General features: G+C 63.8%; 21 protein-coding genes and 1 tRNA gene. 16 read left to right on the forward strand and 6 right to left on the reverse strand.

The features are described from left to right. Positions 1–10 precede the first annotated feature (10 nt). Genes CXR25_RS06185 through CXR25_RS06200 form a run of 4 tightly spaced genes read left to right on the forward strand, consistent with a single transcriptional unit; the run spans position 11 to position 5,076 of the window. A complete protein-coding gene (locus CXR25_RS06185; RefSeq protein WP_069599802.1) occupies positions 11–958 on the forward strand; it encodes an ABC transporter permease in 948 nt (315 codons plus the stop codon). Then, on the forward strand, positions 955–1,857 hold the full coding sequence (locus CXR25_RS06190) for an ABC transporter permease (RefSeq protein WP_069599803.1): 903 nt from the start codon (positions 955–957) through the stop codon (positions 1,855–1,857). Before CXR25_RS06185 ends, CXR25_RS06190 begins: the two co-directional genes overlap by 4 nt. Then, positions 1,850–3,631, forward strand: coding sequence for a dipeptide ABC transporter ATP-binding protein (locus tag CXR25_RS06195; protein WP_114385059.1), 1,782 nt, complete (start codon positions 1,850–1,852; stop codon positions 3,629–3,631). The genes CXR25_RS06190 and CXR25_RS06195 overlap by 8 nt, the downstream gene beginning before the upstream one ends. Before the next feature lie 50 nt (positions 3,632–3,681). Then, positions 3,682–5,076: an amidase gene (locus tag CXR25_RS06200; RefSeq protein ID WP_101556635.1), complete on the forward strand. Its 1,395-nt coding sequence runs from the start codon at positions 3,682–3,684 to the stop codon at positions 5,074–5,076. A 119-nt stretch (positions 5,077–5,195) separates the two neighbouring features. On the opposite strand, the gene CXR25_RS06205 is transcribed toward CXR25_RS06200, so the two are convergent. After that, on the reverse strand, positions 5,196–6,899 hold the full coding sequence (locus tag CXR25_RS06205) for a hypothetical protein (RefSeq protein WP_096167578.1): 1,704 nt from the start codon (positions 6,897–6,899) through the stop codon (positions 5,196–5,198). Positions 6,900–7,015: 116 nt separating this feature from the next. On the opposite strand from CXR25_RS06205, the gene CXR25_RS06210 reads away from it, so the two are divergent. Further along, complete coding sequence (locus tag CXR25_RS06210) at positions 7,016–8,296, forward strand: cell division protein PerM (RefSeq protein WP_009884019.1); 1,281 nt, start codon at positions 7,016–7,018, stop codon at positions 8,294–8,296. 36 nt (positions 8,297–8,332) lie between these two features. Here the strand turns inward: CXR25_RS06210 and CXR25_RS06215 are convergent, their stop codons facing one another. Beyond that, positions 8,333–8,779 carry a hypothetical protein gene (locus tag CXR25_RS06215; protein WP_009884018.1) on the reverse strand — a complete coding sequence of 149 codons (447 nt, stop codon included), beginning with the start codon at positions 8,777–8,779 and terminating at the stop codon, positions 8,333–8,335. 105 nt (positions 8,780–8,884) lie between these two features. Here CXR25_RS06215 and purN point away from each other — a divergent pair, with 105 nt between their 5' ends. The 4 genes from purN to CXR25_RS06235 all read left to right on the forward strand — a co-directional run bounded on the left by purN (position 8,885) and on the right by CXR25_RS06235 (position 11,803). Then, positions 8,885–9,505, forward strand: coding sequence for a phosphoribosylglycinamide formyltransferase (gene purN / locus CXR25_RS06220; protein WP_009884017.1), 621 nt, complete (start codon positions 8,885–8,887; stop codon positions 9,503–9,505). Between the two features lie 49 nt (positions 9,506–9,554). Then, positions 9,555–11,138: a bifunctional phosphoribosylaminoimidazolecarboxamide formyltransferase/IMP cyclohydrolase gene (gene purH, locus CXR25_RS06225; RefSeq protein ID WP_114385060.1), complete on the forward strand. Its 1,584-nt coding sequence runs from the start codon at positions 9,555–9,557 to the stop codon at positions 11,136–11,138. Between the two features lie 4 nt (positions 11,139–11,142). Next, positions 11,143–11,481: a hypothetical protein gene (locus CXR25_RS06230; RefSeq protein ID WP_009884015.1), complete on the forward strand. Its 339-nt coding sequence runs from the start codon at positions 11,143–11,145 to the stop codon at positions 11,479–11,481. A gap of 139 nt (positions 11,482–11,620) precedes the next feature. Beyond that, positions 11,621–11,803, forward strand: coding sequence for an antitoxin (locus tag CXR25_RS06235; RefSeq protein WP_009884014.1), 183 nt, complete (start codon positions 11,621–11,623; stop codon positions 11,801–11,803). A gap of 79 nt (positions 11,804–11,882) precedes the next feature. On the opposite strand, the gene CXR25_RS06240 is transcribed toward CXR25_RS06235, so the two are convergent. Together CXR25_RS06240 and CXR25_RS06245 are read right to left on the reverse strand one after the other, a co-directional pair. Beyond that, on the reverse strand, positions 11,883–14,435 hold the full coding sequence (locus CXR25_RS06240; RefSeq protein WP_114385061.1) for a UvrD-helicase domain-containing protein: 2,553 nt from the start codon (positions 14,433–14,435) through the stop codon (positions 11,883–11,885). Between the two features lie 136 nt (positions 14,436–14,571). After that, positions 14,572–14,964 carry a hypothetical protein gene (locus CXR25_RS06245; RefSeq protein WP_241212393.1) on the reverse strand — a complete coding sequence of 131 codons (393 nt, stop codon included), beginning with the start codon at positions 14,962–14,964 and terminating at the stop codon, positions 14,572–14,574. An 87-nt stretch (positions 14,965–15,051) separates the two neighbouring features. Between CXR25_RS06245 and CXR25_RS06250 the strand changes: the two genes are divergently transcribed. The 6 genes from CXR25_RS06250 (at position 15,052) to pth (ending at position 20,310) form a co-directional block, all read left to right on the forward strand. Further along, positions 15,052–15,123: transfer RNA gene (locus CXR25_RS06250), tRNA-Gln, on the forward strand. Between the two features lie 32 nt (positions 15,124–15,155). Next, entirely contained in the window at positions 15,156–16,613 is a 1,458-nt protein-coding gene (glmU, locus tag CXR25_RS06255; protein WP_009884011.1) for a bifunctional UDP-N-acetylglucosamine diphosphorylase/glucosamine-1-phosphate N-acetyltransferase GlmU, read from the forward strand. Then, the gene (locus CXR25_RS06260) at positions 16,606–17,577 is read left to right on the forward strand and encodes a ribose-phosphate diphosphokinase (protein ID WP_009884010.1); all 972 of its coding nucleotides are present in this window, start codon (positions 16,606–16,608) and stop codon (positions 17,575–17,577) included. Before glmU ends, CXR25_RS06260 begins: the two co-directional genes overlap by 8 nt. Positions 17,578–17,698: 121 nt before the next feature. Next, the gene (locus CXR25_RS06265) at positions 17,699–18,718 is read left to right on the forward strand and encodes an alpha/beta fold hydrolase (protein ID WP_035279106.1); all 1,020 of its coding nucleotides are present in this window, start codon (positions 17,699–17,701) and stop codon (positions 18,716–18,718) included. 160 nt (positions 18,719–18,878) lie between these two features. Next, complete coding sequence (locus tag CXR25_RS06270; protein WP_009884008.1) at positions 18,879–19,520, forward strand: 50S ribosomal protein L25/general stress protein Ctc; 642 nt, start codon at positions 18,879–18,881, stop codon at positions 19,518–19,520. A 190-nt stretch (positions 19,521–19,710) separates the two neighbouring features. Further along, complete coding sequence (gene pth, locus CXR25_RS06275; protein WP_096158485.1) at positions 19,711–20,310, forward strand: aminoacyl-tRNA hydrolase; 600 nt, start codon at positions 19,711–19,713, stop codon at positions 20,308–20,310. A 9-nt stretch (positions 20,311–20,319) separates the two neighbouring features. Here pth and CXR25_RS06280 read toward each other — a convergent pair whose 3' ends face one another. Together CXR25_RS06280 and CXR25_RS06285 are read right to left on the reverse strand one after the other, a co-directional pair. Next, a complete protein-coding gene (locus CXR25_RS06280; protein ID WP_009884006.1) occupies positions 20,320–21,072 on the reverse strand; it encodes a rhomboid family intramembrane serine protease in 753 nt (250 codons plus the stop codon). A 106-nt stretch (positions 21,073–21,178) separates the two neighbouring features. Continuing rightward, on the reverse strand, positions 21,179–22,639 hold the full coding sequence (locus CXR25_RS06285) for an arylsulfotransferase family protein (RefSeq protein WP_101556638.1): 1,461 nt from the start codon (positions 22,637–22,639) through the stop codon (positions 21,179–21,181). Between the two features lie 85 nt (positions 22,640–22,724). Between CXR25_RS06285 and mfd the strand changes: the two genes are divergently transcribed. After that, complete coding sequence (gene mfd, locus CXR25_RS06290; protein ID WP_114385063.1) at positions 22,725–26,318, forward strand: transcription-repair coupling factor; 3,594 nt, start codon at positions 22,725–22,727, stop codon at positions 26,316–26,318. Positions 26,319–26,395: the final 77 nt, after the last annotated feature.

Here is a 26,395-nt window from a genome sequence, read left to right on the forward strand (position 1 = left end):
ACCGCCTCCCATGATCACCTATGTGGCCAACCGTGCTGTCCAATTCGTCTTAGCACTGATCGTCGCCTCCGTGGTGGTCTTCGCACTCATGAGCATCCTGCCCGGCAATGCCGCACAGGTCGCCTTGGGGACGAACGCCACCCCCGAGGCGGTCGCGGCACTTGAAGCTCAATACGGACTCGACCAGCCACCGCTCGTGCGCTACTTCGACTGGGTCGGCGGAATGCTCACCGGCGATTTCGGCACCTCGTATGTCACCGGTTCCTCGATCACCCCCGTCATCGTCGGCAGCGTCCAGGTCACCGGCATCCTCGTCGTCGCCGCGATCATTCTGGCGATCGTCATCGCCGTCCCGCTGGGCACCTTCGCCGCCCTCGAACAGCGCAACTGGATCGGAGTCACGATCTCCGCGCTGAGCCAGTTCGGCATCGCCGTGCCGAACTTCCTGGCCGCCATCATCCTCGTCATCGTCTTCTCCCTGACGCTCGGCTGGTTCCCCTCCCAAGGGTGGATGGCCCCGGTCGAAGGACTCGGCGGGTTCCTCCTCCGTCTGGTGCTGCCCGTCGTGTCCCTGGCTCTTGTCCAGGCCGCGATCCTCACCAGGTACGTGCGCTCAGCCGTCCTCGACGTCATGCGCGAGGACTACATCCGCACAGCCCGCGCCAAGGGCCTGACTCAGACCAAGGCACTGTTCGTCCACGGTCTGCGCAATGCCGCGATCCCAGTCATCACCGTGGCCGGGGTGCAGCTCGCAACGCTCCTCGTCGGCGCTGTGATCATCGAACAGATCTTCGTCATCCCCGGCATCGGCTCCGAACTCGTGCGTGCCGTGGCCAACCGCGACCTCGTCACGGTCCAGGGCATCGTCATGGTCCTCGTCCTCCTGGTGCTCATCATCAACCTCATCGTCGACGTGCTCTACCCCCTCGTCGACCCCCGGATCAGGAACGCATCATGAGCGAGAACCCGAGCCCAACCTCGGCGAAGGAAATGCCTGTGGAGCGGCGCAGACGCGCGAAGCTGCGGCTCAACGCCTCGATGATCATCGGCGCCGTCCTCATCTTCCTCATCGTCGCCCTCGCACTCGTGTCCTTCGTGTGGACGCCCTACGACCCCAGCACCGTCGACCCGGCCGCCCGACTGCAGTCGGCAAGCCCCGAACACCTCTTCGGCACGGACAAATTCGGCCGCGACACCCTGACCTGGGTGATGTACGGGGCCCGGATCACTCTCATGGTCGGGGTCGTGGCCGTCGGCATCGCCGTGCTCATCGGCACCCCCATCGGCATCATCGCCGCCGTCTTCGCCCAGTATCCGTGGGGTGTGTGGCTGAGTGCGGTGATCATGCGCGCCAACGACATCCTGCTCGCCTTCCCTGCGCTGCTGCTGGCGATCGTCTTCGCCGCCGTCTACCAGCCCGGGACAGGTCCGGCGATGGTCGCCGTGGGAATCGCCGCGATCCCCGGATTCGCCCGCGTCGCCCGCTCCGGAACGATGCAGGTGCTCGGCTCCGAATATGTGCGCGCGGCCAAGGCCTCGAACCGGAGTGCCCCGGCGATCGCCATCGTCCACGTCCTGCCCAACATCGCCGGCATGGTCATCGTGCAGGCGTCCGTGGCGTTCGCGATCTCCGTCCTCGCCGAGGCGGGGCTGTCCTTCCTGGGCCTGGGCACACAGGCCCCGGTGCCCTCGTGGGGCAGAATGCTGCAGGAGTCCCAGCAGTTCCTGTCCACCCAACCCGAACTGGCACTGTGGCCCGGGTTATTCATCGCCCTTGCCGTGCTCGGCTTCAACCTCCTAGGCGACGGACTCCGTGACCGATTCGATCCGAAGATGGAGGCCCGCGGCAATGAGTGAGAACCTGCTCGAGGTCCGTGACCTCACCATCACACCAGCCGGCGCACAGGCACCGGTGCTTGAGAATGTGTCACTGAGTCTGGCCCCAGGCGAGCGAGTCGGCCTCATCGGGGAGTCCGGGTCCGGCAAGTCACTGACCGCGCAGTCTGTGATGGGACTGCTCCCCGAAGAGCTGCGCGCCGAGGGCAGCGTGTCCCTGCAGGGGTTCTCCGGAAACATCCTTGAAGCCAAGGAGAAGACCCTGGCCCGGATGCGCTCGAACCTCGTGTCCATGGTGTTCCAGGAGCCCATGAGCGCACTCAACCCGCTGATGCGCATCGGTGACCAGATCGCCGAGGCGATGCGCATCCATGGTGCGGTCGCCCGCGGTGACATTCTCGACCTGCTCACCAGTGTGCACATGCCCGATCCGGGCAGTGCACGGTCTGCCTACCCGCACCAGATGTCGGGTGGCCAACGACAGCGAGTGATGCTCGCGATCGCGCTGGCGAATTCGCCGCAGCTGCTCATCTGCGATGAGCCGACGACCGCTCTCGACGTCACCGTGCAGAAGCACATGCTCGAACTCATCGCCGAGCGTGTTGCCGCGGTGCAGGCAGGACTGCTGTTCATCACCCATGATCTGGCCGTCGTCGCCGAAGTCTGTGAGCGAGTCATCGTCATGTATGCCGGACGCATCGTCGAATCCGGCACCGTGCGACAGATCTTCACCGATCCACAGCACGAATACACACGAGGCCTCCTGGCCTCCTCCGACCTCGAAGCCACCGATGGCAACGGCAAGCTCTACACACTCAAGACCGCGCTGTCCTATGCCGGACCGGTGGACGAAACAAGCCCAGTGGACGAAGCCGGCCCGGGCGACGAGGACGAGCTGTCTGCTGGCGATGGGGCAGCCGACGTGCGGGAGCCAGCTGCTGTGCGGGAGTCAAGAGCCGCCTCGGCGAGGGAAGCACCCACTGTCGGCGGAGTCGCGCCGCTCATCGAGGTCAGCGGGGTCTCGAAGCACTTCCGTTCACGTGGACTGCTGCTGCGCCGCAGAGCCCCGGTGCGTGCGCTTGAAGACATCAGCTTCAGCGTGGCGTCGGGACAGCGCTTGGGAATCGTGGGGGAGTCGGGGTCGGGCAAATCGACTCTGCTCAACATCCTCTCCGGACTCGACCGACCAAGCTCCGGACATGTGCGGGTCGGTGACATCCGTGTGGAGTCAGCGAGCTCATCGGCGCTGAGGTCCCTGCGTGAGAATCTGCAGATCGTCTTCCAAGACCCCTTTGCCTCACTTGACCCCCGCATGCGGATCGAAGACATCGTCTCCGAACCCCTCGTCGCCCGCGGCCTGGGCCGGGAGGAGCGATTGGCCAGGGTGGAGGAGATGCTGCAGGCGGTCGACCTCGACACGAAGGTCATGCGACGCTACCCACACCAGTTCTCCGGGGGACAGCGACAGCGGATCTCCATCGCCAGAGCGCTGGTGACCCGGCCGCAGATCCTGGTCGCCGATGAGCCCGTCTCCGCGCTCGACGTGTCCGTGCGCGCCCAGGTCCTCAATCTGTTCACCGACTTAGTCGATGACTATGCGCTGACCCTGCTCTTCGTCTCTCACGACCTCGGCGTCGTCAAACATCTGTGCTCCGACGTCATCGTGATGAAGGACGGGCACATCGTCGAATCCGGGTCGACCGAGGACATCTACGCGAACCCCCGCGAGGACTACACTCGCAGGCTCATCGCGGCCACCCCCAGCCTGGCCGGTGCGCTCGCCTCAGCGAACTGAGACCGATGCGGCGCCACTGACCTCAGCAATAACAGAAGAAAGGACGGCAGATGAGCCACACCACGCTTGCCGACCACAGTGCAGAAGCCATGACCAGCGGTTACGCATCAGGAGACTTCGACCCGTCCGAGGTCCTGGCCGCAGTCGTGGACCGGATGGATGAGTGCGAACCCGTCATCAACGCTCTCCACCACCGCGACGATGAGCGTTCGAGCGCAGCGGCGAAGGCTAGTGCCAAGCGCTGGCGCGAGGGCAGATCGCTGGGAGCCCTCGACGGGGTGCCGGTGACGATCAAAGAGAACGTGGCCCGCAGGGGAGTGCCGATGCCCAGCGGACACGCCTGGTCCGAGGTCCCCGTCTCAACGCACGACGCCCCGATCACGCAGCGTCTCGAAGAGGCCGGCGCCGTCATCGTGGGATCGACGACGATGCCCGACTGGGGCATGCTCTCCTCGGGTGTCTCCTCGCTGCACGGAATCACCCGCTCGCCCCTGGACCCGAGCCTGACGACGGGCGGATCCAGTGCGGGTGCCGGTGCCGCCGCCGCAGCCGGTTACGGACCCATTCACATCGGCTCCGACATCGGCGGATCGATCCGGCTGCCCTGCACCTGGTTGGGGCTGGCCGGCCTCAAGCCCAGTTTCGGTCGCGTTCCACTCGACGCCCCGTACATGGGGCGATGCGCCGGACCGCTGGCGAGGACCATGTCAGACGTGAAGGCGGCGATGGACGTCATCTCCGCCCCCGATGTCCATGACTACTCCAGCCTGCCCGCCCAGGGGACTCCTGAACCTTGGAACTTCGACCCGAAGGGGCTGCGCATCGGGCTTCAGCTCGATGCCGGATGCGGTGAGCCGGTCAACCCTGAGATCGCATCCACCATCACCGAGGCGGCCGATCGTTTCGCAGCTGCCGGAGCCGTGGTCGAGACCATCGACGCATTCATCGACGATGAACTGCTGCGAGACATGGACCTGTTCTGGCGAGTCCGCTCGTGGGGTGACCTGCGCGCGCTGCCCGTTCAGGAGCAGGCCCTGATTCTGCCCTACATTCAGCAATGGGCTCAAGGCGGTGCCGATGTCACCGGGCTCCGACTCATGGAGTGCTACCACAGCGTGCAGGAGATCCGGCGTCGCAGCGTCGCGGCCACAGCCGCCTACGACCTCGTCATCTCGCCCGTCTCGCCCGACGCGGCGTATCCGGCAGAACAGCCCATGCCCTACCCGAAGGTCAACGAACCCATGGGACACATCGGGTTCACAATGCCCTACAACATGTCCGAACAGCCTGCTGGCACGGTCCTGGCCGGATACACCGAGGACGGTCGGACTATCGGTGCCCAGATCTCGGGTCGACGCTTCGCCGACGAACTCGTCATGGCCGCCGGCTCCTGGTTCGAGCAGTCAGCGGGAGTGCCGGCACCCGTGCGGGCCGCGATGAGCTGAGGAACGACATGCAGCGAGGGCCTGGGTTCGATTGAACCCAGGCCCTCGCTGTCTGCACTGTCTCGCTTCGGTGGGGCCACCTCGGCGAGGTCAGCGACTGTCGTCGCCGATGACTCGAATCAGAAGTCGAAGAACTCGACCGAGAGCTTGTCCCCGTCGATCTTCACACTGCCGGAGACCGACAGTGGGTTGCCGTTGGAGAAGTAGGACGAACCGGCCTTCTTGCCCTGCACGGTGAAGTCGAACTTGCCCGGCTTCTTGGTGAAGAACGAACCGGTGTTCGTGTCACCCGAACCGAAGCTCGCATCGACTTCAGGCATGTCCTTCATTTCCCACTTGGCGGTGTTGCTCTTGGCCAGATCGGCCAGTTTGTCATCGGAGCCGCCGACAGGGATCTCAGTGGGATCGAACTTGATGAACTTGCACTTGGGCTTGATGTCCTTGTTGTCGAAGCACTTCTTGAGTTCCTTCTCGACCTGCTTCTGAACTTCCTTCTGGAAGGCGCTCGTGGGTGCCAGATCGAGATTGAGCGTCGTCGGAGACACCTCCTCATTGTTCGGCTTGTCGCCCGGGGCGAAGGCCTGAGGGAAATTCACCGCAGCCGTGTCCTTGGCTTCACCGACCCATTTGCTCTTGGGGATCGTGAAGTCGTAGTTGCCCGGATATACGGCGAACGAGGTGGTGCCCGACTGTGCTTTGTAGTCCTTGCCGTTGACGCTGAGACCATCGGCGGCAGGGATGTCCAGGGAGATCACGTTGAGCGCGGGACCCGTGAGAGTCCACTTGTCGAAGAACAGATCCTGCTTGCCGTCCTTCTTCGCGTTCAGCTCGACGTTGTACTTGGAGCCGTCGAGGTCATAGGAGACGACGACTGTGCCCTTGTCTCCGTCGACCTTCGAGGATTCGACCTTCGCGTTCTCAACCTTTGCCGAGGACGCATCCGTGAACTCCTTGGACAGGAGGTCGAGATTGGTTCCCTCTGGGCGTGGAGACGGAGCGATCTTCTCGGCAGCGGCGAAGTCGCCCTTGCTCAACGCTGACACGTAGTCCTTGGCAACCTGGTCGGGTCCGTAGTTGTTCTTGTTGACCGTGTTGACGACGAGGAAACCGACGAGGACGAGAACTATGACGAGCGCGACCGAACCCAAAGCGATGAAGAGAGGCATCCGGCTCTTCTTCTTCTCGGGGCGGGCATCGGCACGTGTCGCAGTCGCTGCGGAACCGGCGAACCCGGGCGCAGGCGCTGGCTGCGGGATTGCCTGGGACTGGCCAGGACCTGACCCTGTCCGATTGGCATCGGGACCGGAACCGGTCTGGTAGGGCCCGGACTGACCGGGAGCAGACTGATACGGCGAATTCTGGGCAGGGCCCGACTGGTACGGGCCGCCTGGGTAGGGTGCGCCACCCTGGTACTGGCCACCCTGCTGCGGACCACCTTGCTGCTGGCCACCCTGGTACTGACCGCCCTGGTACTGGCCCGGGTGCTGTTGGCCGCCGTTGTAGTTCGGGGCCTGGTTCGAGCTCGCCTGCTGCACCTCGGGGCGCGGAGGCTGGTACTGGCCCGACTGGTTGCCCTGGTTCGGCTGTGGGGGCTGGTTGCCGTTGGCCGAGTCGCTGGCAGCGAACGGAGGGGCCTGATCGTCGCGGTAGGACGGAGCCTGTTCAGGTCCGCTGGCTGACGCCTGCGGGCCGGAGCCGCTTGTGTCCACCGAATCATTGTTGGTCTTGTCCGCCGACGTCTCCGCACCGGATCCCGTTCTGTTATTCTCGGGAGGGTTCGTGGGAGGTGGCGGGAAATTCGGTTCGTCGTTCCCGTTGCTCATCGTTGGATGCATCCTTCGTGTCTACAAGCGTGTCCTGGCGCAATTGTACTTCCCACTGCAGAGAATCGCGTGGTCAATACCAGGAAGCGGGCTCCGAGTCAGCGAAAATGAGAGAGATGCACACTTCTCCTCACCCTCGAACCCACCGCCATCCGATCCTGCTGGGACTGCTGGAGGCCCTGCGAATCGACCTCATCGCCGTCCCCGCGGCGTTCGTCGTCGCCACAGTCTTCTGGATCATCGGACTCGGATCACAGCTGCCGTACTCGATCATTCCCGAGTGGGCGTTCGCCCTGTGGGGCGTCGCCCACGGGCTGAGCGTGTCGACGATAGGCTTCGACTTCTCATTGGCCCCGAGCCTGGTCACACTCGGCGTCTGGTTCTTCTTCGCCGCAGGCGCCAAGCGTCTGGTCGCCAGCATCACCGAAGAGGAATCCGCTGACGCTGACATCGTGGACGCCGCGGGGTGGAAGCAGGTCGGCATCGCCTTGGCGACGTACGTCCTCGCGTATGCCGTTCCCATGGTCTCATTGACCTTGCTGCTGGGGGAGGGGAGCCCCACACCGTTGGGCTTCCTCCGCATCGGTCTCCTGCTGCTGTCTGCCTCGGCGGCCGGGTTCCTCTGGGTGCGCGGAGTCGATGACATTCCGCGACTTCGGGATCTCGACAGCGAGGTCTGGGCGGCTGGCGCTCATCTGGTCAAGCGTCTGCTGTGGGGTTCGGCGTTCCTCGCTGTCCTCGTCATCGCCGCCGGCATCGTGCTGAGGTGGAGCGAGCTGAGCGAATCGCTGCAGGTCTACAGTTCACCCCTGTCTGCCGGCGTGGGCCTGCTCGTCATCCAGATCCTCTTCGCCCCTGGCATCCTGTTCGCTACACTGTCCTGGATCGCAGGCGCCGGTGTGAGCGTGGGAGTCGGAGGTTCAAGTTCGGTCTTCCACACCGCAACGGGGCCGGTCCCACATGTGCCTGTGCTCCAGCTGCTCGTCGGCGACTATCCGGCATGGACGGCTGCGGCACCGGTGCTGCTCGTCCTGCTCGGAGTCCTCAGCGTCATCCTCGGCCGAGATCATGCCCGCCAGGTGATGGGAGCCTCGTGGGCCGGGCTGGCGACCGCCGCAGTCAAACTGTTCGTCGTGCTCCAGGTCCTTGCCGTATTCGCGCGAGGAGCTATGGGGCCACTGGGGCTGTCGGCATTCGGGCCCTCTCCGCTGACCTCTGCGCTGGTCATCACCCTATGGGTGGCGGTGGGCATGGCTGTCGGGCTGTTGCTGACCAGGCTCTCCGACATGCAGGCCGCGTCGGGGTTCTCCGGTGACCGGGACGACTTCGACGATGACGAGGAACCCTTCGGCCACATCGCCGAAGAACGACGCACCGACTACTCCGACGAGGACTGAACCACGGGCGGGGCCTGATCCACAGCCGGAGATGGCTCAGTTCGTGCCGGGCAGTTCCTGGCCGGTGAGCTGTTTGAACCAGTCGCCAAGTCCGGTCTGGTACTCCGTTGTGCATGAGAGCTGGGCCTGCTGCGTGATGGCATCACGCACGCATTCCTCATACTTCGACTGAACCGGCCAGAGGACGACGGACGACATCGTCGAGAAGATGAGGTAGAGGGCGAGCAGGCCACCCAGAATGCCCAGGGACATGTTGCGCTTCTGCTTCGTCCTGACGACAGCGACGATGTAGCGAATCGCCCAGACGACAGCGGCGATGGCGAAACCGATGGCCGCGACCTTGAACGGCAGCGGATACGTGAACGTCAGGACCGAGGCGAGGATCAGGAGGATCAGGACCAGGCCATGTCGAGCGGGTGCGGCCTGCTTCTCCTCTTCGGGAGTGGGCGCGCTCTTCTCTTCAGTATTGTTTGGTGACGTCACACGAATAGTTTGTCATAGTCCACTGACAAAAGCCTTGACGGCAGAGAGAGTCCGTATTCTGGTGCCCTGACCGACAGGCGGAGATACAAACGTTAGAATGGGTCTGTGCGCATCGTTCTTCTGGCATCCGGCTCCGGTACCCTCACACAGGCAGTCATCGACGCGTTTGCAGATGCGCAGCGTGGAGTCGAGATCGTCGGCGTCGGTTCGGACTCGCAGACGGCAGGTGTTCTCGACCGCGCGAATGCCCACTCGATTCCCACCTTCGTCGTCCGGCCCAAGGACTGTGCAAGCCGCGAGGACTGGAACCTCCAGCTGCGTGACGCCGTCGCAGATCTGACTCCAGATTGGGTGATCTCGGCCGGGTTCATGCGGATCCTGGGGCCCACGTTCATCGCGGCCTTCCACAATCGCATCATCAACACGCACCCGGCTCTGCTGCCGGCATTCCCCGGCGCGCATGGGGTGCGAGATGCCCTCGCCCACGGTGTGCGCATCACCGGCGGCACCATCCACCTCGTCGACTCAGGAGTCGATACGGGCCCGATCATCACCCAGTTCGCGGTCCCCGTCAGCGACGTGGACACAGAAGACACGGTGCACGAACGCATCAAGACCCAGGAGCGGGCCGAGCTCGTACGGCTCCTGACTCATCTTGCCCACCATGACCTCAGCATCGAGGGACGGCACGTCAGCGGATATGCCACCTCGGCGTCCCCAGTCTGACCCACTCACCAACCGCACGAAACGGCAATCGAGCCTTCAAGGAGGACTTGTGACAGGAACCCGCGCGATCAAAAGAGCGCTCGTCAGCGTTTACGACAAATCGGGATTGGAGGACCTGGCCCGCGGACTGCACACCGCCGGTGTGCAGATCGTGTCCACCGGTTCGACAGCAGCGAAGATCGCCGAGGCGGGTGCTGCGGTCACGAAGGTCGAAGAGCTGACCGGGTTCCCCGAATGCCTCGAAGGTCGGGTCAAGACCCTGCACCCGCGGGTCCATGCCGGCATTCTGGCCGATTCGCGCAAATCGGACCACATGAGCCAGCTCGAAGAGCTCGAGATCGAGCCATTCGACCTCGTCATCGTCAACCTCTACCCCTTCTCCGACACCGTGGCCAGCGGCGCCGGCTTCGACGACTGCGTGGAGCAGATCGACATCGGCGGGCCGTCCATGGTGCGGGCAGCGGCGAAGAACCACCCAAGCGTCTCCGTCATCACCGACCCCAGCGACTACCCCGCGGTCATTGAAGCGGCCCAGGGACAGGGCTTCGATCTCGCGGCCAGGTGCAGCTTCGCCGCCCGCGCCTTCGCCCACACCGCCGCCTATGACACGGCTGTGGCCTCCTGGTTCGCCGCCGAGATCGCCTCCGGTGCTGACGACGGCGCATCCGCTGAGGAAACTCAGTCTGCCGGGCAGCCCGCATTCGCCGGGGTGACGGGGGAGAAGCTGACCGACCTGCGCTACGGCGAGAACCCACACCAGGCTGCAGCCGTGTACTCCGACGGAACTCGCGGAATCGCCGGTGCGAACCTGCTGGGCGGCAAAGCCATGTCCTACAACAACTACACGGACACCGACGCCGCCATCCGCGCCGCCTTCGATTTCGACCGTCCCGCCGTGGCGATCATCAAGCACGCCAACCCCTGCGGAATCGCGGTGGCCGACACCGCTGCCGCCGCCCACAAGGCAGCCCACGAATGCGACCCTCTCTCGGCCTACGGCGGCGTCATCGCCACCAACCGCGAGGTCGACGCCGAGCTGGCTGCCTCGATCAAGCCGATCTTCACCGAGTGCCTGGCCGCACCCTCATTCTCAGCCGAAGCGCTGGAGCTGCTCTCGAGCAAGAAGAATCTGCGTCTGCTCGAACTCGGTGACGTCGACTTCGCACCTGCTGAGATCAAGCCGATCACCGGCGGATTCCTCGTCCAGGACCGCGACGCGTTCCAGGCCGAGGGAGATGCTTCGGAGAACTGGACGCTGGCCGCAGGCCCGGCCGCTGCACCACAGGTGCTCGCCGACCTGGAATTCGCGTGGAAGGCCTGCCGGGCAGTGAAGTCCAACGCAATCCTCGTGGCCAAGGACGGTGCCTCTGTGGGCGTGGGCATGGGCCAGGTCAATCGTGTCGACTCCGCGAAGCTGGCCGTCGAGCGCGCCGGTGAACAGAGGGCAACGGGCGCAGTGGCCGCCTCGGACGCGTTCTTCCCCTTCGCCGACGGACTCCAGATCCTCCTCGATGCCGGCATCAGCGCGGTTGTGCAGCCAGGTGGCTCCATCCGCGATGAAGAGGTCGTCGCAGCCGCGGAGAAGGCGGGGATCACCATGTACCTGACCGGGAGCCGCCATTTCTTCCACTGAGAAGGTGAAGGCCCACCCACGCCATGCCAGGCGTGGGCGCGGCCCGATCGCCAAGCGCTGGATCTACTGGAAACGGCGCTACGCGAACCCTGTCCTGCGCGACTGGGTTCTTCTGGGCTGCCTGCTGGGAATCTTGATCGCCGCCGCATGTACCCTCATCGACTTCCATCTCGGTGCGATCGTGCTGGCAGTTGTGCCGGCGGGACTGGCGATGATGCGCGCAATGCCCGAACCTTGGGCCGAGGTCTGGACCAATCGATCGAAGACCGTCGACATCGCCACCGGCCTCATCTTCGCTGTGGTTCTCGTGGCTTTGGCGTTCGTCGTCCCGGAGTCGCGCTGAAGCTACCGAGCTCACAGAATCGGTTGCGTTGTGCATTCCCTGAGAAACGGGAATCTTCGGTTACACCGAAGCGGAATAAGTGGCAGGGTGAGTGGTGTAAGAAGGTTCGCAAGAACCTTTTCCATTGAAGGGAGACAGTATGGGACTCGACGATCTTACAAACAAAGCCAAGGACGCCGTGAATAGCGAAAAGGGTGAAGAGTTCAGCGATCAGGGTCTGGATAAGGCTACTGACTTCGCCAATGACAAGACCGGCGGCAAGTTCGAAGACCAGATCAACCAGGGTCGCGACGGAGTCGACGGAAAACTTGGCAATGAGTGACTTTTAATTCCATCGCCGCGTCCGGCATGGAAAAGCGCCGAGGTGAATTTCATTTCACCTCGGCGCTTCTTTTATGTCCTCAGCCCAGTTTCTCGATGGGGGCGTAGCGCAGCAGGAGGCGCTTCGTGCCCAAGGAGCCGAAGTCGACGACCGCGACCGTCTTGTCACCGACGCCGTTGACCTCCGTCACTGTTCCCAGCCCGAAGGACTCGTGTGAGACCTTCTCTCCCACCGACACGGTGATGACCTCTCGGTTGGGTCGGATCCGATTCGGGAAACCGGCCACAGGTGACGAGGAGTTCGCGGATCCTGAGCGTGAGCCAGAGGACCTGCTCGATCCACGTGAAGAGCCGAATCCGCCGCTGCGTGAGCTGGCGTAGCCGCCGCCGAGGCTTCCTCCGCCGTAGCCGCCGGAGGTGAAGCCGCCGCCCATGCTGGATGAGAAGGTGCCGGTGTTCTCCCATTCGATGAGGCTCTCGGGGATCTCGGACAGGAACCGGCTGGGCGGGTTGTACTGCGGCTGGCCCCACATGCTGCGTGTCTCGGCACGAGTCACAATCAGGCGCTGCCGCGCCCGGGTCAGACCGACATAGGCCAGACGCCGCTCCTCGGAGAGCTCATTGGGGTTCTCGAAGGATCGGGCATGGGGGAAGCCGCCGTCCTCGAGTCCGGTGAGGAAGACGACCGGGAACTCCAGTCCCTTCGCCGTGTGCAGGGTCATGAGCGTGACCTGGCCGAGCTCGGCATCAGGAATCTGGTCGGTGTCGGAGGCCAGTGCCACCTGCTCGAGGAAGGCCTCGATCGATGAACCGCCGGCGGAAGGAGCATCGAGGCCCTCATCCGCAGCGTCTGCGCCTGCGTCGTCGGTGCTGTCGCGCGCATCGCCGTCGTCGGCTGAAGAGCCTTCGTCGTCCGCAGCGCTTGAGTCGGTCTCGGCTGATTCTGCGTCCGCATCATCGGCGTCTTCGTCGTCTGCGGCATCGGCCAGGGCCCGAGTCGCGACGAAGTCTTCGGCCACGGCCACCAGCTCGGCGAGGTTGTCGACCCGGGACTCGTCCTGCGGGTCGGTGCTCTTCTGCAGCGACTCGAGGTAGCCGCTCTGCTCGAGGATCGCTTCGATGACACGCGAGAGCGGAGCCGCCTCGGCGGTGGCCGCCAGGTCACGCATGAGGTCATAGAACTTCGCCACGGAGGTCTTCGCTCGGGCAGAGAGGTGGACGATCTCGTCAAGGCGCCCCAGCGCCGTGTAGAAGCTGATGCCCTCACGGTCGGCGAAGTCTGCGACGATGCCCTCGGTGCGATCGCCGATGGAGCGTTTGGGGACGTTGAGGATGCGTCGCAGATTCACATCGTCATCGGGGTTGGCCACCACACGCAGATACGCGAGGGCGTCCTTGATCTCTTTGCGCTCGTAGAACCGTGTGCCGCCGACGACCTTATAGGGGATGCCCGAGCGGACCAGGGCGTCTTCGATGGCACGTGACTGGGCGTTGGTGCGATAGAAGACGGCGAAGTCACCGTAGGTGTACTTCTCATTGTCGATGAGCTCATCGACCCGGTCGACGATGAAGCGAGCCTCGGCCTGTTCGTTCTCGGCCACCCAGCCGACGATGGTTTCGCCCGTGCCCTCCGAGGTCCACAGCTTCTTGTCCTTGCGATCCTGATTGTTCGAAATCACAGCGTTCGCGGCATCGAGGATGTTCTGCGTGGAGCGATAGTTCTGCTCCAGCAGAATCGTCTCCGCATTGGGGAAGTCCTTCTCGAACTCCATGATGTTGCGCACCGTGGCCCCGCGGAAGGCATAGATCGACTGGTCTGAATCGCCGACGACCGTCAGCTCAGCACCGGTGGCGCCGCCGGCCCCATCACCGGCCAGAGCCTTGATCAGGGCATATTGGGCCGGGTTCGTGTCCTGGTACTCGTCGACGAGGATGTGCCGGAACCGTCGGCGGTAGAAGTCGGCCACCTCGGGGAAGGCTCCGAACAGGTGAACGGTCTCAGAAATGAGGTCATCGAAGTCGAAGGCATTGGCCAGCCGCAGACGGGAGGTGTAGCGCTTGAACACATCGGCGAGGACTTCATCGGCCGGATTGTTCGCCCGGGGTATGAAGTCATCGGGTGTCTGCAGATCGTTCTTGAGATTGGAGATTCGGTGCAGCATCGACCGCGGGGTGTACTTCTTCGTGTCGATGCCCAGTTCCTTGAGGATCTGGGACACGAGCCGCTGCGCGTCCTGGGAATCGTAGATCGTGAAGTTGGACTTCATGCCCAGCACCTTCGCCTCCCGGCGGAGGATCCTCACACAGGAGGAGTGGAAGGTCGAGACCCACATGGCACGCGAAGCGGGACCGACGATGGAGCGCACACGCTCGGCCATCTCCTTGGCGGCCTTGTTCGTGAACGTGATCGCCAGGACCTCACCGGGGTGTGCCCGACCGGTGGCCAACGCATAGGCGATACGCCTGGTCAGAACCGTCGTCTTCCCTGAACCGGCACCCGCCACGATGAGGAGCGGTGACCCGGTGTGGGCAACGGCCTCGCGCTGTCGTGGGTTGAGTCCGGTGAGGAGTTCGGCCGCACGTGAGTCGGCTCCCGGCGTGGCTTCTTCGATGTTTTCAGCTGCAGCAGTCATGTCCGGATCAACGATACCGTCCGGCGCTGACGCAGGGAAAAGAGGTGAAGGCCGAACACAGAGGCGGCCCCGTTCCGATCACCGTAAATCTGGTGATCGGTACGAGGCCGCCTCGGCGAATGGTGAGAGGTGACGATCAGTGGACGAAGACGGCCACCAGGACGTTGATGATCGCTCCGGCGAAGACCAGATGCGCCATCGTCGCCGAAGGATTCTTCACTCCGGTCGCCACTGCTGCGTCGGCGCCGGCTCCCGCGGGAGCACCATTGAGAGTGCCGGAGGCGAAGGCCTTCTGCTTCTTATTGCCGATGAATGCGAAGACGGTGACGAGAATCGCAATGACGAGCTTGATGCCCATCTTCATGTGATTGACCTCGCCGTCACCCATCTCGGCGAGGCCGAGCAGGAGAATCCCGGTGATCAGCTGTAAATAGGAGCCGTGCAGCATGCCGGGAGCGACTTTGGGGGAGCGGATGAGGCTGAAATATCCACCCACGATGATCGCCATTCCGATCAGATGCAGGGCCACTAAAATCTCGCGAAGAATTTCCATACGGTTCACCGTAGTGGCATGATGGTGTCTCGTGAGCGCGGGCCCTCTACTGGCGCACGCTGTTCCGCCCTGGTGTAATGGCAGCACGCCGGCCTTTGGAGCCGTGCAGTATAGGTTCGAATCCTATGGGCGGAGCTGGCCCAATCCGACTTGCGAAGGATTCTAGAATGTCGCAGACCCGACCTACCGCCGTCATCGTTCTGGCCGCTGGCCAAGGCACCCGTATGAAGTCGACCCTGCCGAAGGTCCTGCACCCGATCGGCGGCCGATCCCTGCTCCACCACTCCATCTCGGCAGCAGCAGGTGCCACCCCGGAACACCTCGTCGTGGTCGTCAGGCACGAGCGTGACCAGCTCGTCTCCCACCTCGAATCACTGTCGATCAATTCGACGCAGACCGTTCTCATCGCCGATCAGGATGAAGTCCCCGGCACCGGCCGCGCCACCGAGTGCGCACTGACCCAGCTGCCCGAGGATCTCTCCGGCACCGTGGTCGTGACCTACGGTGATGTGCCGCTGCTGACCGCGGACACGATCAACAGCCTCGTCGAGGTCCACGAGTCCTCGCACAATGCCGTCACGGTCCTGTCCGCCGAGGTGGACGATCCCAACGGCTACGGACGCATCGTCCGCGACGCCTCCGGTTCACTGCTGCGCATCGTCGAGCAGAAGGACGCCAGCGAAGACCAGCGCAGCATCCGGGAGATCAACTCCGGCATCTACGCCTTCGACGCCGCGGCACTGCGCGACGGTCTCGCCTCACTGACCACGGACAACGCCCAGGGCGAGAAGTACCTCACCGACGTCATCGGATTCTCCCGCGACGCCGGTCACTCCGTCGCCGCCACGGCCACCCAGGATCTGTGGCAGGTCGAGGGCGCCAACGACCGTGTGCAGCTGGCCAACCTCGGCAAGGAACTCAACCGTCGCGTCTGCGAGAAGTGGATGCGCGCCGGTGTGTCCATCATCGACCCCGACACCACCTGGATCGACATGGACGTGTCTCTGGGTGAGGACGTCACCATCCTTCCCGGTGTTCAGCTCCTCGGTGCCACCGACATCGCCTCCGGTGCCGTGGTCGGTCCCGACTCGACCCTCAAGGACACCGAGGTGGGTGCCGGGGCACAGGTCGTGCGCACCCATTCGGAACTGGCCGTCGTCGGCCCCGGAGCCAAGGTCGGACCGTTCGCGTACCTGCGACCTGGGACCAACCTCGGCGAGGATGGGAAGATCGGCACCTTCGTGGAGACGAAGAACGCCGACATCGGACGGAGCGCGAAGGTGCCGCATCTGTCCTACGTCGGCGACGCCGAGATCGGTGAGGGCTCCAACATCGGTGCCGCATCGGTCTTCGTCAACTACGACGGTGTCAACAAGCACCGCACCGTCGTCGGAAAGCACGCACGCATGGGCTCGGACAATATGTACGTCGCCCCTGTCACGGTAGGCGACGGCGCCTACTCGGGTGCGAGCACAACAGTGCGCAAAGATGTCCCTGCGGGAGCGCTTGCCATAACCGTGGCGCCACAGCGTAACCTGGAGGGCTGGGTCGTCAGCAACCGCCCCGGCACACCTGCAGCGCAGGCAGCCGAGGCCGCATCTGAAGGGGAACCGGCAAGTGAATGAAATAACGACAGCAGGCGAGAAGAAGCTCGTCCTGGTCAGTGGGCGTGCGAACGCCGAACTCGCTGAACAAGTCGCTGAGAACCTGGGGACGGAGCTCCTCCCCACCGACATTTACAACTTTGCCAATGGAGAGATCTACGTCCGGTTCTCCGAATCGGTCCGTGGCTGCGACGTCTTCGTCCTGCAGTCGCACAGTGCGCCCATCAACGAATGGCTGATGGAACAGCTCATCATGGTCGACGCTCTCAAGCGCGCCTCAGCGAAGCGGATCACGGTCATCGCACCGTTCTTCCCCTACGCCCGTCAGGACAAGAAGCACCGCGGACGTGAGCCCATCTCGGCCCGTCTCGTGGCCGACCTGTACAAGACGGCCGGTGCCGACCGCATCATCACCGTCGACCTGCACACCGCGCAGATCCAGGGCTACTTCGACGGACCGGTCGATCACCTCATCGCAATGCCGATCCTCGCCGGCTACGTCAAGGACAAGTACCCCGGCGACCTCGCCGTCGTCTCACCCGACGCCGGTCGCATCAAGGTCGCCGAGAACTGGTCGAACTCGCTGGGTGGAGTGCCCCTGGCATTCATCCACAAGACGCGCGACATCACACGTCCGAACGAAACCAAGGCCAACCGCGTTGTCGGTGAGGTCGAGGGCCGCACCTGCGTCCTCGTCGATGACATGATCGACACGGGCGGAACCATCGTCCAAGCCGCCGATGCCTGCATGGCCGCCGGTGCCACCGGAGTCATCGTGGTCTCGACGCACGCAGTGTTCTCCGGCCCGGCAGTCGAACGCCTGTCGAACTCCGTGGCGCAGGAAGTCATCGTGACGAACACGCTGCCGCTGACCGAGGACAAGATGTTCGACAAGCTCACCGTGCTCTCGATCGCTCCGCTGATCGCCCGCGCCGTGCACGAGGTCTTCGAAGACGGATCGGTCACCAGCCTCTTCGAGGTCTGAGGTACCTTCCGCCGACGCTTCATCTGATTCGAACCCCGAGCCGATCTTTCGGCTCGGGGTTCGTTCTGCCTCGGGAGGTTCCCTCTACACTGGAGACAACAGAGTGAAGGGAACCGTGACGATGTCGTCCCACGATTACAATCGGTACCGAGTCAGCGTCTCCGGCGGCGAACTGTCCGTCGGCGTCTGGGAACCGGTGGCCTTCGAGCCCGGCCGCGTCCCCACCGTGTGCGTCATCCACGGCATCACCTCGAACCATCTGTTCTTCGCCGGTCTGGTCTCAGCGCTTCCCGGGGTGCGCATCATCGGCCCCGACCTGCGCGGACGCGCCGACTCCCATCTGCTGGGCCCACCGTTCGGGATGAAGGCCCATGCCGAAGACGTCCTCACCGCCATCGACACCTTCGCCGAACCCGGTCCGGTCACACTGGTCGGACATTCCATGGGCGGCTTCGTCGCCATGACCCTGGCCGGGATGGGCGCTGGGGTCGATTCCGACGCCGAGGTGGCCGACCGTTTCCGCGGACCTGTCCTCATCGACGGGGGACTCCCGCTGTCCGTGCCGGAGGCAGGCAGCGGCAGCGGCTCGCAAGCGCTCGATGATCTCTACGACCAGGACCTGGACACCGATGATCTCATCGCCCCGGTCCTCGGTCCGGCCGCCGAGAGGCTGTCGATGTCCTTCGGCTCGGTCGAGGAGTACCTCGCCTTCTTCGCCGCGCACCCGGCCTTCGTCGACGGGCTCGACACCGTGGCCACGGAGAGCTTCGTCTACGACCTTGCCGCCAAGGACGATCACAGCTTCCAACCCTCCACCCCAGTCGAGGCGATGCAGGCCGACTTCGCCGACATGTACTCCGGGGGCGCCTATCACAACTCCCTGGCGGCGGTGATGAGCAGTCAGCGACGCCAGGCCGAGGTGACGTTCCTCTTCGCCGAACGTGACCTCGTCGCATCCGAGCCGGGACTCTACCCACCTGAGCTCGTGGCCGCCTACCGGCAGCGGTGGGAGGAGATGGCAGTCATCGACGTGCCGGGTACGAACCATTACGACATCCTGCTCACCGAGACCGGAATCGATGCCTGCGCGACGGCGGTGGTGTCCCGACTTGGTGCCATCGGTGACGGTGAACTAGAATGATGGGGTTGCCTCGGCGAGGGAAACACATGTTTCCGTTATCGACGCGGTCCTGACCCACAGCGCTGACCGGCCCATCGCGGCCGAATCGAGCAGCGACAGTGCGGTTGAAGGCTGTTTCGCCGTGGTGCTTGCAAGATAAGGACACCACGAAGGAGAGAAAATGGCTGACTTCAAACTCATCGCCGAACCCCGCACCGAATTCGGCAAGGGCGCTGCCCGCCGGACCCGCCGCGCGGGACGTATCCCCGCAGTCGTCTACGGACACGGCGGAGACCCTGTGCACATCTCGATTGACGGCCACGCCACCATGATGGCACTCAAGCACGCCAACGCCCTGTTCGAGATCGAAAGCACCGACGGTGCCAAGAACGTTCTCGCCATCGCCCGCGACGTGCAGACCGACGCTGTGACACGTGAGATCGAGCACCTCGACCTCATCATCGTCAAGCGCGGCGAAAAGGTCGAGGTCGACGTTCCCGTTCACCTCATCGGCGAATCCGCACCGGGCACCATGGTTCAGCAGGAAGAGTCGACCATCCTCATCAAGGCCGACGCCACCAAGCTGCCTGAGTACATCGAGGTCACCATCGACGGCCGCGCCGCCGGTGAGCACGTTCTGGCCGGACAGATCGAACTGGCTTCGGGCATCGAGCTTGCCGCCGATCCTGAGATGCTCGTCGTCAACGTCTCGGAAGAGGCCGAGATGGACACCGAGTCTGATGCAGAAGAGACCACCGAGGAAGCTGCAGAGGGCGAAGAAGCTGCAGAAGGCGAAGCAGAGGAGAAGACCGAGGACGAGTGACCTCGGCTTCTGCGGATGCGCCTGCATGATGGGCGCAGCCTGAGCTGTGAATTCGGTGGGTCGTTGACGAAACGGCCCACCGAATTCGTTTCGCAGGAACGAAGGAATTCGCAGACACGGAACAAACAGGGGCTCCTGACCATTCAGGCGACCTCGATGGGCACGGACACAGTACGAGCGAAGGACGACGATGACGAACGAAGCATGGCTGGTCTTCGGCTTGGGCAATCCCGGCCCCAAATACGAAACGACGCGACACAACATCGGGCAGATGGTCATCGCCGAACTCGCACACCGCATCGGCGTCAATCTCACCCGCACGAAGCTGCGCTCCAACGTCGGCACATCCCGACTGCCGACAGGCTCGATCCCCGGCGTTCCCGGACCGCGAGTGGTCCTGGCCACCTCGACGGGCTATATGAACGAATCGGGCGGGCCGGTCAGACAGCTCGCCGACTTCTACTCGATCGACACCGACCGGATCATCGCCGTCCACGATGATGTCGACATCCCCTACGACACCATCAAGGCCAAGGTCGGCGGGGGAGAAGGCGGACACAACGGACTGCGATCAATGACCTCGGCGCTGGGGACGAAGAACTATCCCCGAATCCGCGCCGGCGTCGGACGGCCTCTGGGCCGCCAGGACACCGCCGACTATGTGCTCAAGCCCTTCTCCAAGGACGAACGCGCAACACTGCCGATCTTCATCTCGGACCTCGCCGATGCTGTGGAGATGTACATCGTCGAGGGACTCGAGAAGGTCCAACTCAAATACCACTCGAAATGACAGTGACGGTCACTGCTGGGCAGTCGGTGCCTTCCCTGAAGTGACACCCTGACGCTTGCGGTGGATGATCCAGGCGGCGAGGACGCCGCCGACGAAGCCGAAGAGATGACCCTGCCAGGAGATCCCGTTGTCCTGGGGCAGCATCCCGAAGATCATCGATGCGCCGAAGGTGATGAAGACGAAGAAGCCGAGGGCGAAGTAGACGATCTTGCGGAGAATGTCATCGGTGAACCAGGTGCGCACCGCCAGGTATCCGAAGAACCCGAACACGATGCCTGAGGCACCGACGATGTGCTGTCCGACCGGCAGAGTCGTCAGCCAGGCGCCGAGACCGGAGACCACTGCTGTGATGGCGGTGACGAGCCAGAATCGACGTTGGCCCTCAATGGCGATGCACAGGCCGAGGATGAGGAACGGGAACGTATTGGCCGTGAGATGGCCGAATCCCGAGTGCAGCAGGGGAGAGGTCACCACTCCGTAGAGCGACAGCGGGTTCCAGGACTGCAGGCTGAGCATATCGAGATCAGCAGGCAGGAGGGTGTCGATGATCTCAATCACCCACATGAGCGCCAAAAGGGCGATGACGGGGACGAAACGCGCGAGCCTATGATCGCGGCTGACGCTTGTGCGCAGATTGGCGACCTTGGGCGAGCCTGCCTGTGTGTGGCCGCCTGACCTGGGGGAATCGGAGGCGGTTGAATCGTTGCCGAAGATGAACTGGGATTCTGCGGAGGTGAAGCGAGGGGACTGGTCGGAACTCATGTTTCAATTGTGGGTGATGAAGCTTGGAGAACGCCGAAGAACCGGGGCGCGGAGACAATCGTGTCCGATCCGTTAGGCCCGTTACAGTCTTGAGATCTCGGGGGCTTCACTCCACCGTTGTGCTGCCGATCGCCTCCTTGTTCTCATCCAGCGCCTCGACGACGATCCGGGAACCGGTGGGGGTGACATCGGCGGCGGTCTCGAAGCCTTCTCGGTCGACGACCGCAGTCTCTGTCAGCTGTTCCTCGCTGTCACCGCTGAGGATGCGCCAGGCCGCGACCTCGGTCGCTCCGTTCCAGCTCATATGCACGCGTGTGATGCCCTCGCCCGGTTCGGACTTCGTCGCAGTCGGCGGTGCCGACGGGGTCGCCTGCCAATCGAAGCGATAGGCCCGATAGTTCGAGCCGCCCGTGAACGTCGCGTCGTAGAGCAGCTTGCCATCGTTGGTGAACTCGGAGAAGTACGGTTCTGAACCCCAGCCGATGAACACGTTGCCATTGTCCAACTCCTGGAAATTGCCCTGACTTCCCGAGGAACGATCATCGGGAGCCGGGTATTCGGTGTCGACCGTGGCCCTCTTCGCCTCTTCGTCCACGTCAAGGCGCAACCCCCGGGAATCGCCGAGGCGGGGTGCGGCATGATTGTCGAAGAGAGTGATCTTGCCGTCATCGCGGCGTTGAGCATCATGCTGCCAGGCGAAGGCCGCGCCTTCGCCCATCTCGAAGTCGCTGGCGGATCCGCCCAGCACCCACTGCAGGTCAGCGTCCTTGCGATCGAGCTGATAGATCGCGTGCGTGTTGCGGGCAGAGACGAGCAGAGACTTCCCGTCGTCGTCGACGGACACCGAGTTCAGGTGGATGTAGTCGAACGGCTCCTCCTCCGTGCCTTCGCCGTCCTTGAGCTTCGACTCCGTCTGGTCGACGGGAACGTCATCGAGAGTCCGCCATTCGACCACGGGTTCGCCGGTGGCGATGTCGACCTCCTGGACGACTCCCTCCCAGACCCAGCCGTCCTTCGCACCTCCCACAGAGCTGAGATCCGTCTGGGTCTTGATGTAGGACAGGAGAAGCATCGTGTCGTCGTCGGTGATCGTCGTCTCGTGCAGATCCGAGGTCTTGTGCGCCAGGTCCCCACCCATGCCGACCCGGGCGATCTCGTTGTAGCTGTCATCGAGCATGACGACCTCGCCTGCCGTTTCAGGGGTCTGCGCCAGACCTTCCCACCAGGTGAGGACCGGTTCGTCCTGGTATTCCTGGACCCGTAAGTCCCACATCTGTCCCGAACCCTGCCGCGCCCAGACCGGCTCTCCGGCCGAGTCGAGGATGAGCCCGCCGACCCATGACTCCTCATCAGCGGCGGTCTGCCCCTTGGGGGCGATAAACGTCGTGAGGTCCTTCTCTTCCTTCGGTGGGGGAGAGGTGACGTCGATGTCGATCTGCGGCGGGTTGAGGTCGGGTCTGCTGTGGAAATCCCAACGATCGGGTTGGGGAATTTCTTCTTCAGCGGTACATCCTGACAGGAGCAGCGTCGCGGCCGCCACAGATGCGAACAGAGCGCGGTAAGACATACTCTCATCTTCACACGTCCGCGCGCGCAGAGTGCGGAGCACAGGCGTTGTCGTTTCTCGTGTCCGGCCCGTGGCTTAGAATTGCATGGTGCTCAATGGACTCGATCTCACACGCCAGAACCCCACCATCACTGACCTCGTCTCAGCGTTCAACGACCCGGAGACCACCGGTGGGACGATCGATGCGATCAGGGGACTGTGGCCATCGATCCTGCGCCGAACGCTCGTGTCCGCCGATTCCGGCTCGACCACCTCGGCACCACAGCTCATCGTCACGGCCACGACCCGTGAGGCCGAGGACCTGGCCCGGTCGCTGGCGGACTGGGTGGCCGAAGATTCGATCGCGATCTTCCCCAGCTGGGAGACTCTCCCACACGAAAAGCTCTCACCTCGTTCCGACACCGTCGGGCAGCGCCTGCAGATCCTGCACCGCCTGGCCCACCCCAGCCCGGACCGACACCTGGCCTTCATCATCGCCCCGGTCCGCGCCTTCCTGCAGCCCTTGGTCAAGGGGCTCGGAGACATCGAGCCGGTGGAACTGGGCGTCGGAGACGAATACGAGATCGACCAGCTTTCCCAACGCCTGACCGAACTGGCCTACTCACGAGTGGACATGGTCTCCCGCCGAGGTGAGTTCGCGGTTCGCGGCGGCATCGTCGACATCTTCCCACCGACCGACGAGCATGCCCTGCGCATCGAATTCTTCGGTGACGAGATCGACGAGATCCGCGAGTTCTCCGTCAGCGACCAGAGGTCCATTCCCGCCGAGGCGGATGCTCAGCCATTGACTCTCTCGGCCCCGCCCTGTCGTGAGCTCCTGCTCACCGACTCCATCCGCGAACGTGCCGCCGCGCTGTCCCAGACGCTGCCGGCCGCCTCGGACATGCTCGACAAGATCGCCGGCGGTGTCGCCGTCGAGGGTAATGAATCGCTGTCTGCCGTGTTGGCCGATGGCATGGAGCCGATCATCGCTCTGCTGCCTGAGGCCACGAAGATCATCATCACCGAACCCGAACGCGTCCACGCCAGGGCCGCCGACCTCGTTGTGACGACGAACGAATTCCTCGAGGCTGCGTGGTCAGGGGCCGCAGCCGGCGGAGAATCCCCGATCGATCTGTCCGCAGCGACTTTCCGGACGATGGAGGAGATGGAGGAGGGCGCTCGCCTCATCGGCCTGGCCTGGTGGGAGCTCGGCGGCTTCTCCACCGATGAAGAACTCGTCTCACCGACGGAGAACCTGTTCCCCGTACCGGCTCGCGCACCTCGAGGATATGCCGGCGACGTCGAAGCGATCCTTACCGACGTCAAGGGACTCATCCACGACAAGTGGCGCATCCTCGTCCTCACCGAAGGCCAGGGGCCGGGCCAGCGCATGGTCGAGGTGTTCTCGGAAGCCGGAGTGCCGGCGACCTTCGTCGACGACCCGGCGGACCTCCCCGAGGCCCTGGTCACCGTCACCACCGCCGCACCCTTCGGCGGGTTCGTCTTCGACGACCTCAAACTGGCCGTCCTCACCGAAGCCGATGTGCTCGGACGCGCAGCAGCCACCTCGACGAGGGACATGCGTCGCCTGCCCACTCGGCGCAAACGCAACCAGGTGGACCCGCTCAACCTGGCGCCCGGCGACTTCGTGGTCCACGACCAGCATGGTGTCGGCAAATTCGTTGAGATGACGCAGCGGACGACGGGCAAGGGCCCGAACAAGCACACTCGTGAGTACCTCATCCTCGAATACGCCCCGGCCAAGCGCGGTCAGCCCGGAGACCGTCTGTACGTGCCCAGCGATGCCCTCGACCAGGTCAGCCGCTACGTCGGCGGGGAGAGTCCGACCCTGAACAAGATGGGCGGCTCCGACTGGTCGACGACGAAGGCCAAGGCCAGGAAGGCGGTCAAGGAGATCGCCGGCGAACTCGTCCGCCTCTACTCGGCCAGACAGGCCACCGTCGGCCACACCTATGGGCCGGACACACCATGGCAGCGTGAACTCGAAGACGCCTTCCACTATGTGGAGACCGCCGATCAGCTCACGACCATCGACGAGGTCAAGGGCGACATGGAGAAGGCAGTCCCAATGGACCGTCTGATCTGCGGCGACGTCGGCTACGGAAAGACCGAGATCGCAGTCCGTGCGGCATTTAAGGCGATCCAGGACGGTAAACAGGTCGCCGTGCTCGTGCCCACGACTCTGCTCGTGCAGCAGCACCTCGAAACGTTTGCCGAACGCTACTCAGGCTTCCCCGTCACTGTCGGGGCGCTCTCTCGCTTCCAGACGAAGAAGGAGTCGGACAAGGTCGTCGAAGATCTGGCCGCAGGCAAGCTCGACCTCGTCATCGGCACACACCGCCTGCTCAGCGGCGAGGTGAGGTTCAAGAGCCTGGGCCTGGTCATCATCGACGAGGAGCAGCGCTTCGGCGTCGAACACAAGGAGACGCTCAAGGCGATGCGCACGAATGTGGACGTGCTCGCGATGTCGGCAACTCCGATCCCAAGAACCCTGGAGATGGCCGTGACCGGCATCCGAGAGATGTCGACCTTGGCCACCCCGCCCGAGGAGCGCCATCCGGTGCTGACCTACGTGGGTAAGAAGGAAGACAAGCAGATCAAGGCCGCGATCCGTCGCGAACTCATGCGCGAGGGCCAGGTCTTCTACATCCACAACAGAGTCAAGGACATCGAATCCGTGGCCGGCCACATCGCCGAACTCGTTCCCGAGGCCAGGATCGCCATTGCCCACGGAAAGATGAACGAACAGCGCCTGGAACAGGTCATCGTTGACTTCTGGGAGAAGAAGTTCGATGTGCTCGTGTGCACGACGATTGTCGAGACCGGCATCGACATCTCCAACGCCAACACGCTCATCATCGATCACGCTGATCGCTTCGGACTCTCGCAGCTGCACCAGCTGCGCGGTCGGGTCGGTCGTGGCAGGGAACGGGCCTACGCCTATTTCCTCTACCCGGCAGACACGACACTCACGGAGACGGCTCACGACCGTCTGACTACGCTGGCCGCCCACACAGAGCTCGGCGCCGGCATGCAGGTGGCTATGAAGGACCTCGAGATCCGCGGTGCCGGCAACCTCCTCGGCGGACAGCAGTCCGGACAGATCGAGGGGGTCGGATTCGACCTCTACGTGCGGCTCGTGGGGGAGGCCGTCGCCAACTTCCGCGGGGAGGACACCGAGCCCGAGGCCGATATGCGCATCGAGCTGCCCGTCGACGCACATCTGCCGGCAGAGTACGTCGACCACGAACGGCTGCGGCTTGAGGCCTATCGGAAGCTGGCCGCCGCGACGAACGAGAGCGAACTGCAGGAAGTCCTCGACGAGCTCGTCGACAGATACGGGCCCTACCCGGAGTCCGTGGGAGTGCTCGCCGATGTCGCCAGGCTGCGGATCAGGGCCAAAGCATCGGGGATCAACGACATCGTCGTCCAAGGCAACTTCGTGCGCTTCGGTCCGCTCGAACTTGAAGATTCGCAGGTGGTGCGGCTCAAGCGGCTCTACCCGAAGTCTCTGCTCAAGCCGGCGATCAGGTCGGTGCTCGTACCCAAGCCGATGTCCGGCAGCGGCTTCGATGCCAAGGAGATGACCGATTCCGACATCCTGCGTTGGGCTCACCAGTTCCTCGATGCGATCGTGCCGGTCGTTGCCTCCGAAGTCGTCGAGGCCGGAGTGTGATCGTGGCGAGGTCGCAGGCCCGGAACTGTGATGATCGACGTGAGGGTAATCTGCACGTATTCTGAAAGTCCACATTC

Source organism: Brevibacterium aurantiacum (assembly GCF_003932995.1).
GTDB classification, from domain to species: Bacteria; Actinomycetota; Actinomycetes; order Actinomycetales; family Brevibacteriaceae; genus Brevibacterium; species Brevibacterium aurantiacum.

What these genes read in the sequence shown, in the direction of transcription:
- CXR25_RS06185 (WP_069599802.1), top strand. Translation starts at nt 11, where the DNA reads ATGATCACCTATGTGGCCAACCGTGCTGTCCAATTCGTCTTAGCACTG.
- CXR25_RS06190 (WP_069599803.1), top strand. Translation starts at nt 955, where the DNA reads ATGAGCGAGAACCCGAGCCCAACCTCGGCGAAGGAAATGCCTGTGGAG.
- CXR25_RS06195 (WP_114385059.1), top strand. Translation starts at nt 1,850, where the DNA reads ATGAGTGAGAACCTGCTCGAGGTCCGTGACCTCACCATCACACCAGCC.
- CXR25_RS06200 (WP_101556635.1), top strand. Translation starts at nt 3,682, where the DNA reads ATGAGCCACACCACGCTTGCCGACCACAGTGCAGAAGCCATGACCAGC.
- CXR25_RS06205 (WP_096167578.1), bottom strand. Translation starts at nt 6,899, where the DNA reads ATGAGCAACGGGAACGACGAACCGAATTTCCCGCCACCTCCCACGAAC.
- CXR25_RS06210 (WP_009884019.1), top strand. Translation starts at nt 7,016, where the DNA reads ATGCACACTTCTCCTCACCCTCGAACCCACCGCCATCCGATCCTGCTG.
- CXR25_RS06235 (WP_009884014.1), top strand. Translation starts at nt 11,621, where the DNA reads ATGGGACTCGACGATCTTACAAACAAAGCCAAGGACGCCGTGAATAGC.
- CXR25_RS06240 (WP_114385061.1), bottom strand. Translation starts at nt 14,435, where the DNA reads ATGACTGCTGCAGCTGAAAACATCGAAGAAGCCACGCCGGGAGCCGAC.
- glmU (WP_009884011.1), top strand. Translation starts at nt 15,156, where the DNA reads ATGTCGCAGACCCGACCTACCGCCGTCATCGTTCTGGCCGCTGGCCAA.
- CXR25_RS06265 (WP_035279106.1), top strand. Translation starts at nt 17,699, where the DNA reads ATGTCGTCCCACGATTACAATCGGTACCGAGTCAGCGTCTCCGGCGGC.
- CXR25_RS06270 (WP_009884008.1), top strand. Translation starts at nt 18,879, where the DNA reads ATGGCTGACTTCAAACTCATCGCCGAACCCCGCACCGAATTCGGCAAG.
- pth (WP_096158485.1), top strand. Translation starts at nt 19,711, where the DNA reads ATGACGAACGAAGCATGGCTGGTCTTCGGCTTGGGCAATCCCGGCCCC.
- CXR25_RS06280 (WP_009884006.1), bottom strand. Translation starts at nt 21,072, where the DNA reads ATGAGTTCCGACCAGTCCCCTCGCTTCACCTCCGCAGAATCCCAGTTC.
- CXR25_RS06285 (WP_101556638.1), bottom strand. Translation starts at nt 22,639, where the DNA reads ATGTCTTACCGCGCTCTGTTCGCATCTGTGGCGGCCGCGACGCTGCTC.
- mfd (WP_114385063.1), top strand. Translation starts at nt 22,725, where the DNA reads ATGGTGCTCAATGGACTCGATCTCACACGCCAGAACCCCACCATCACT.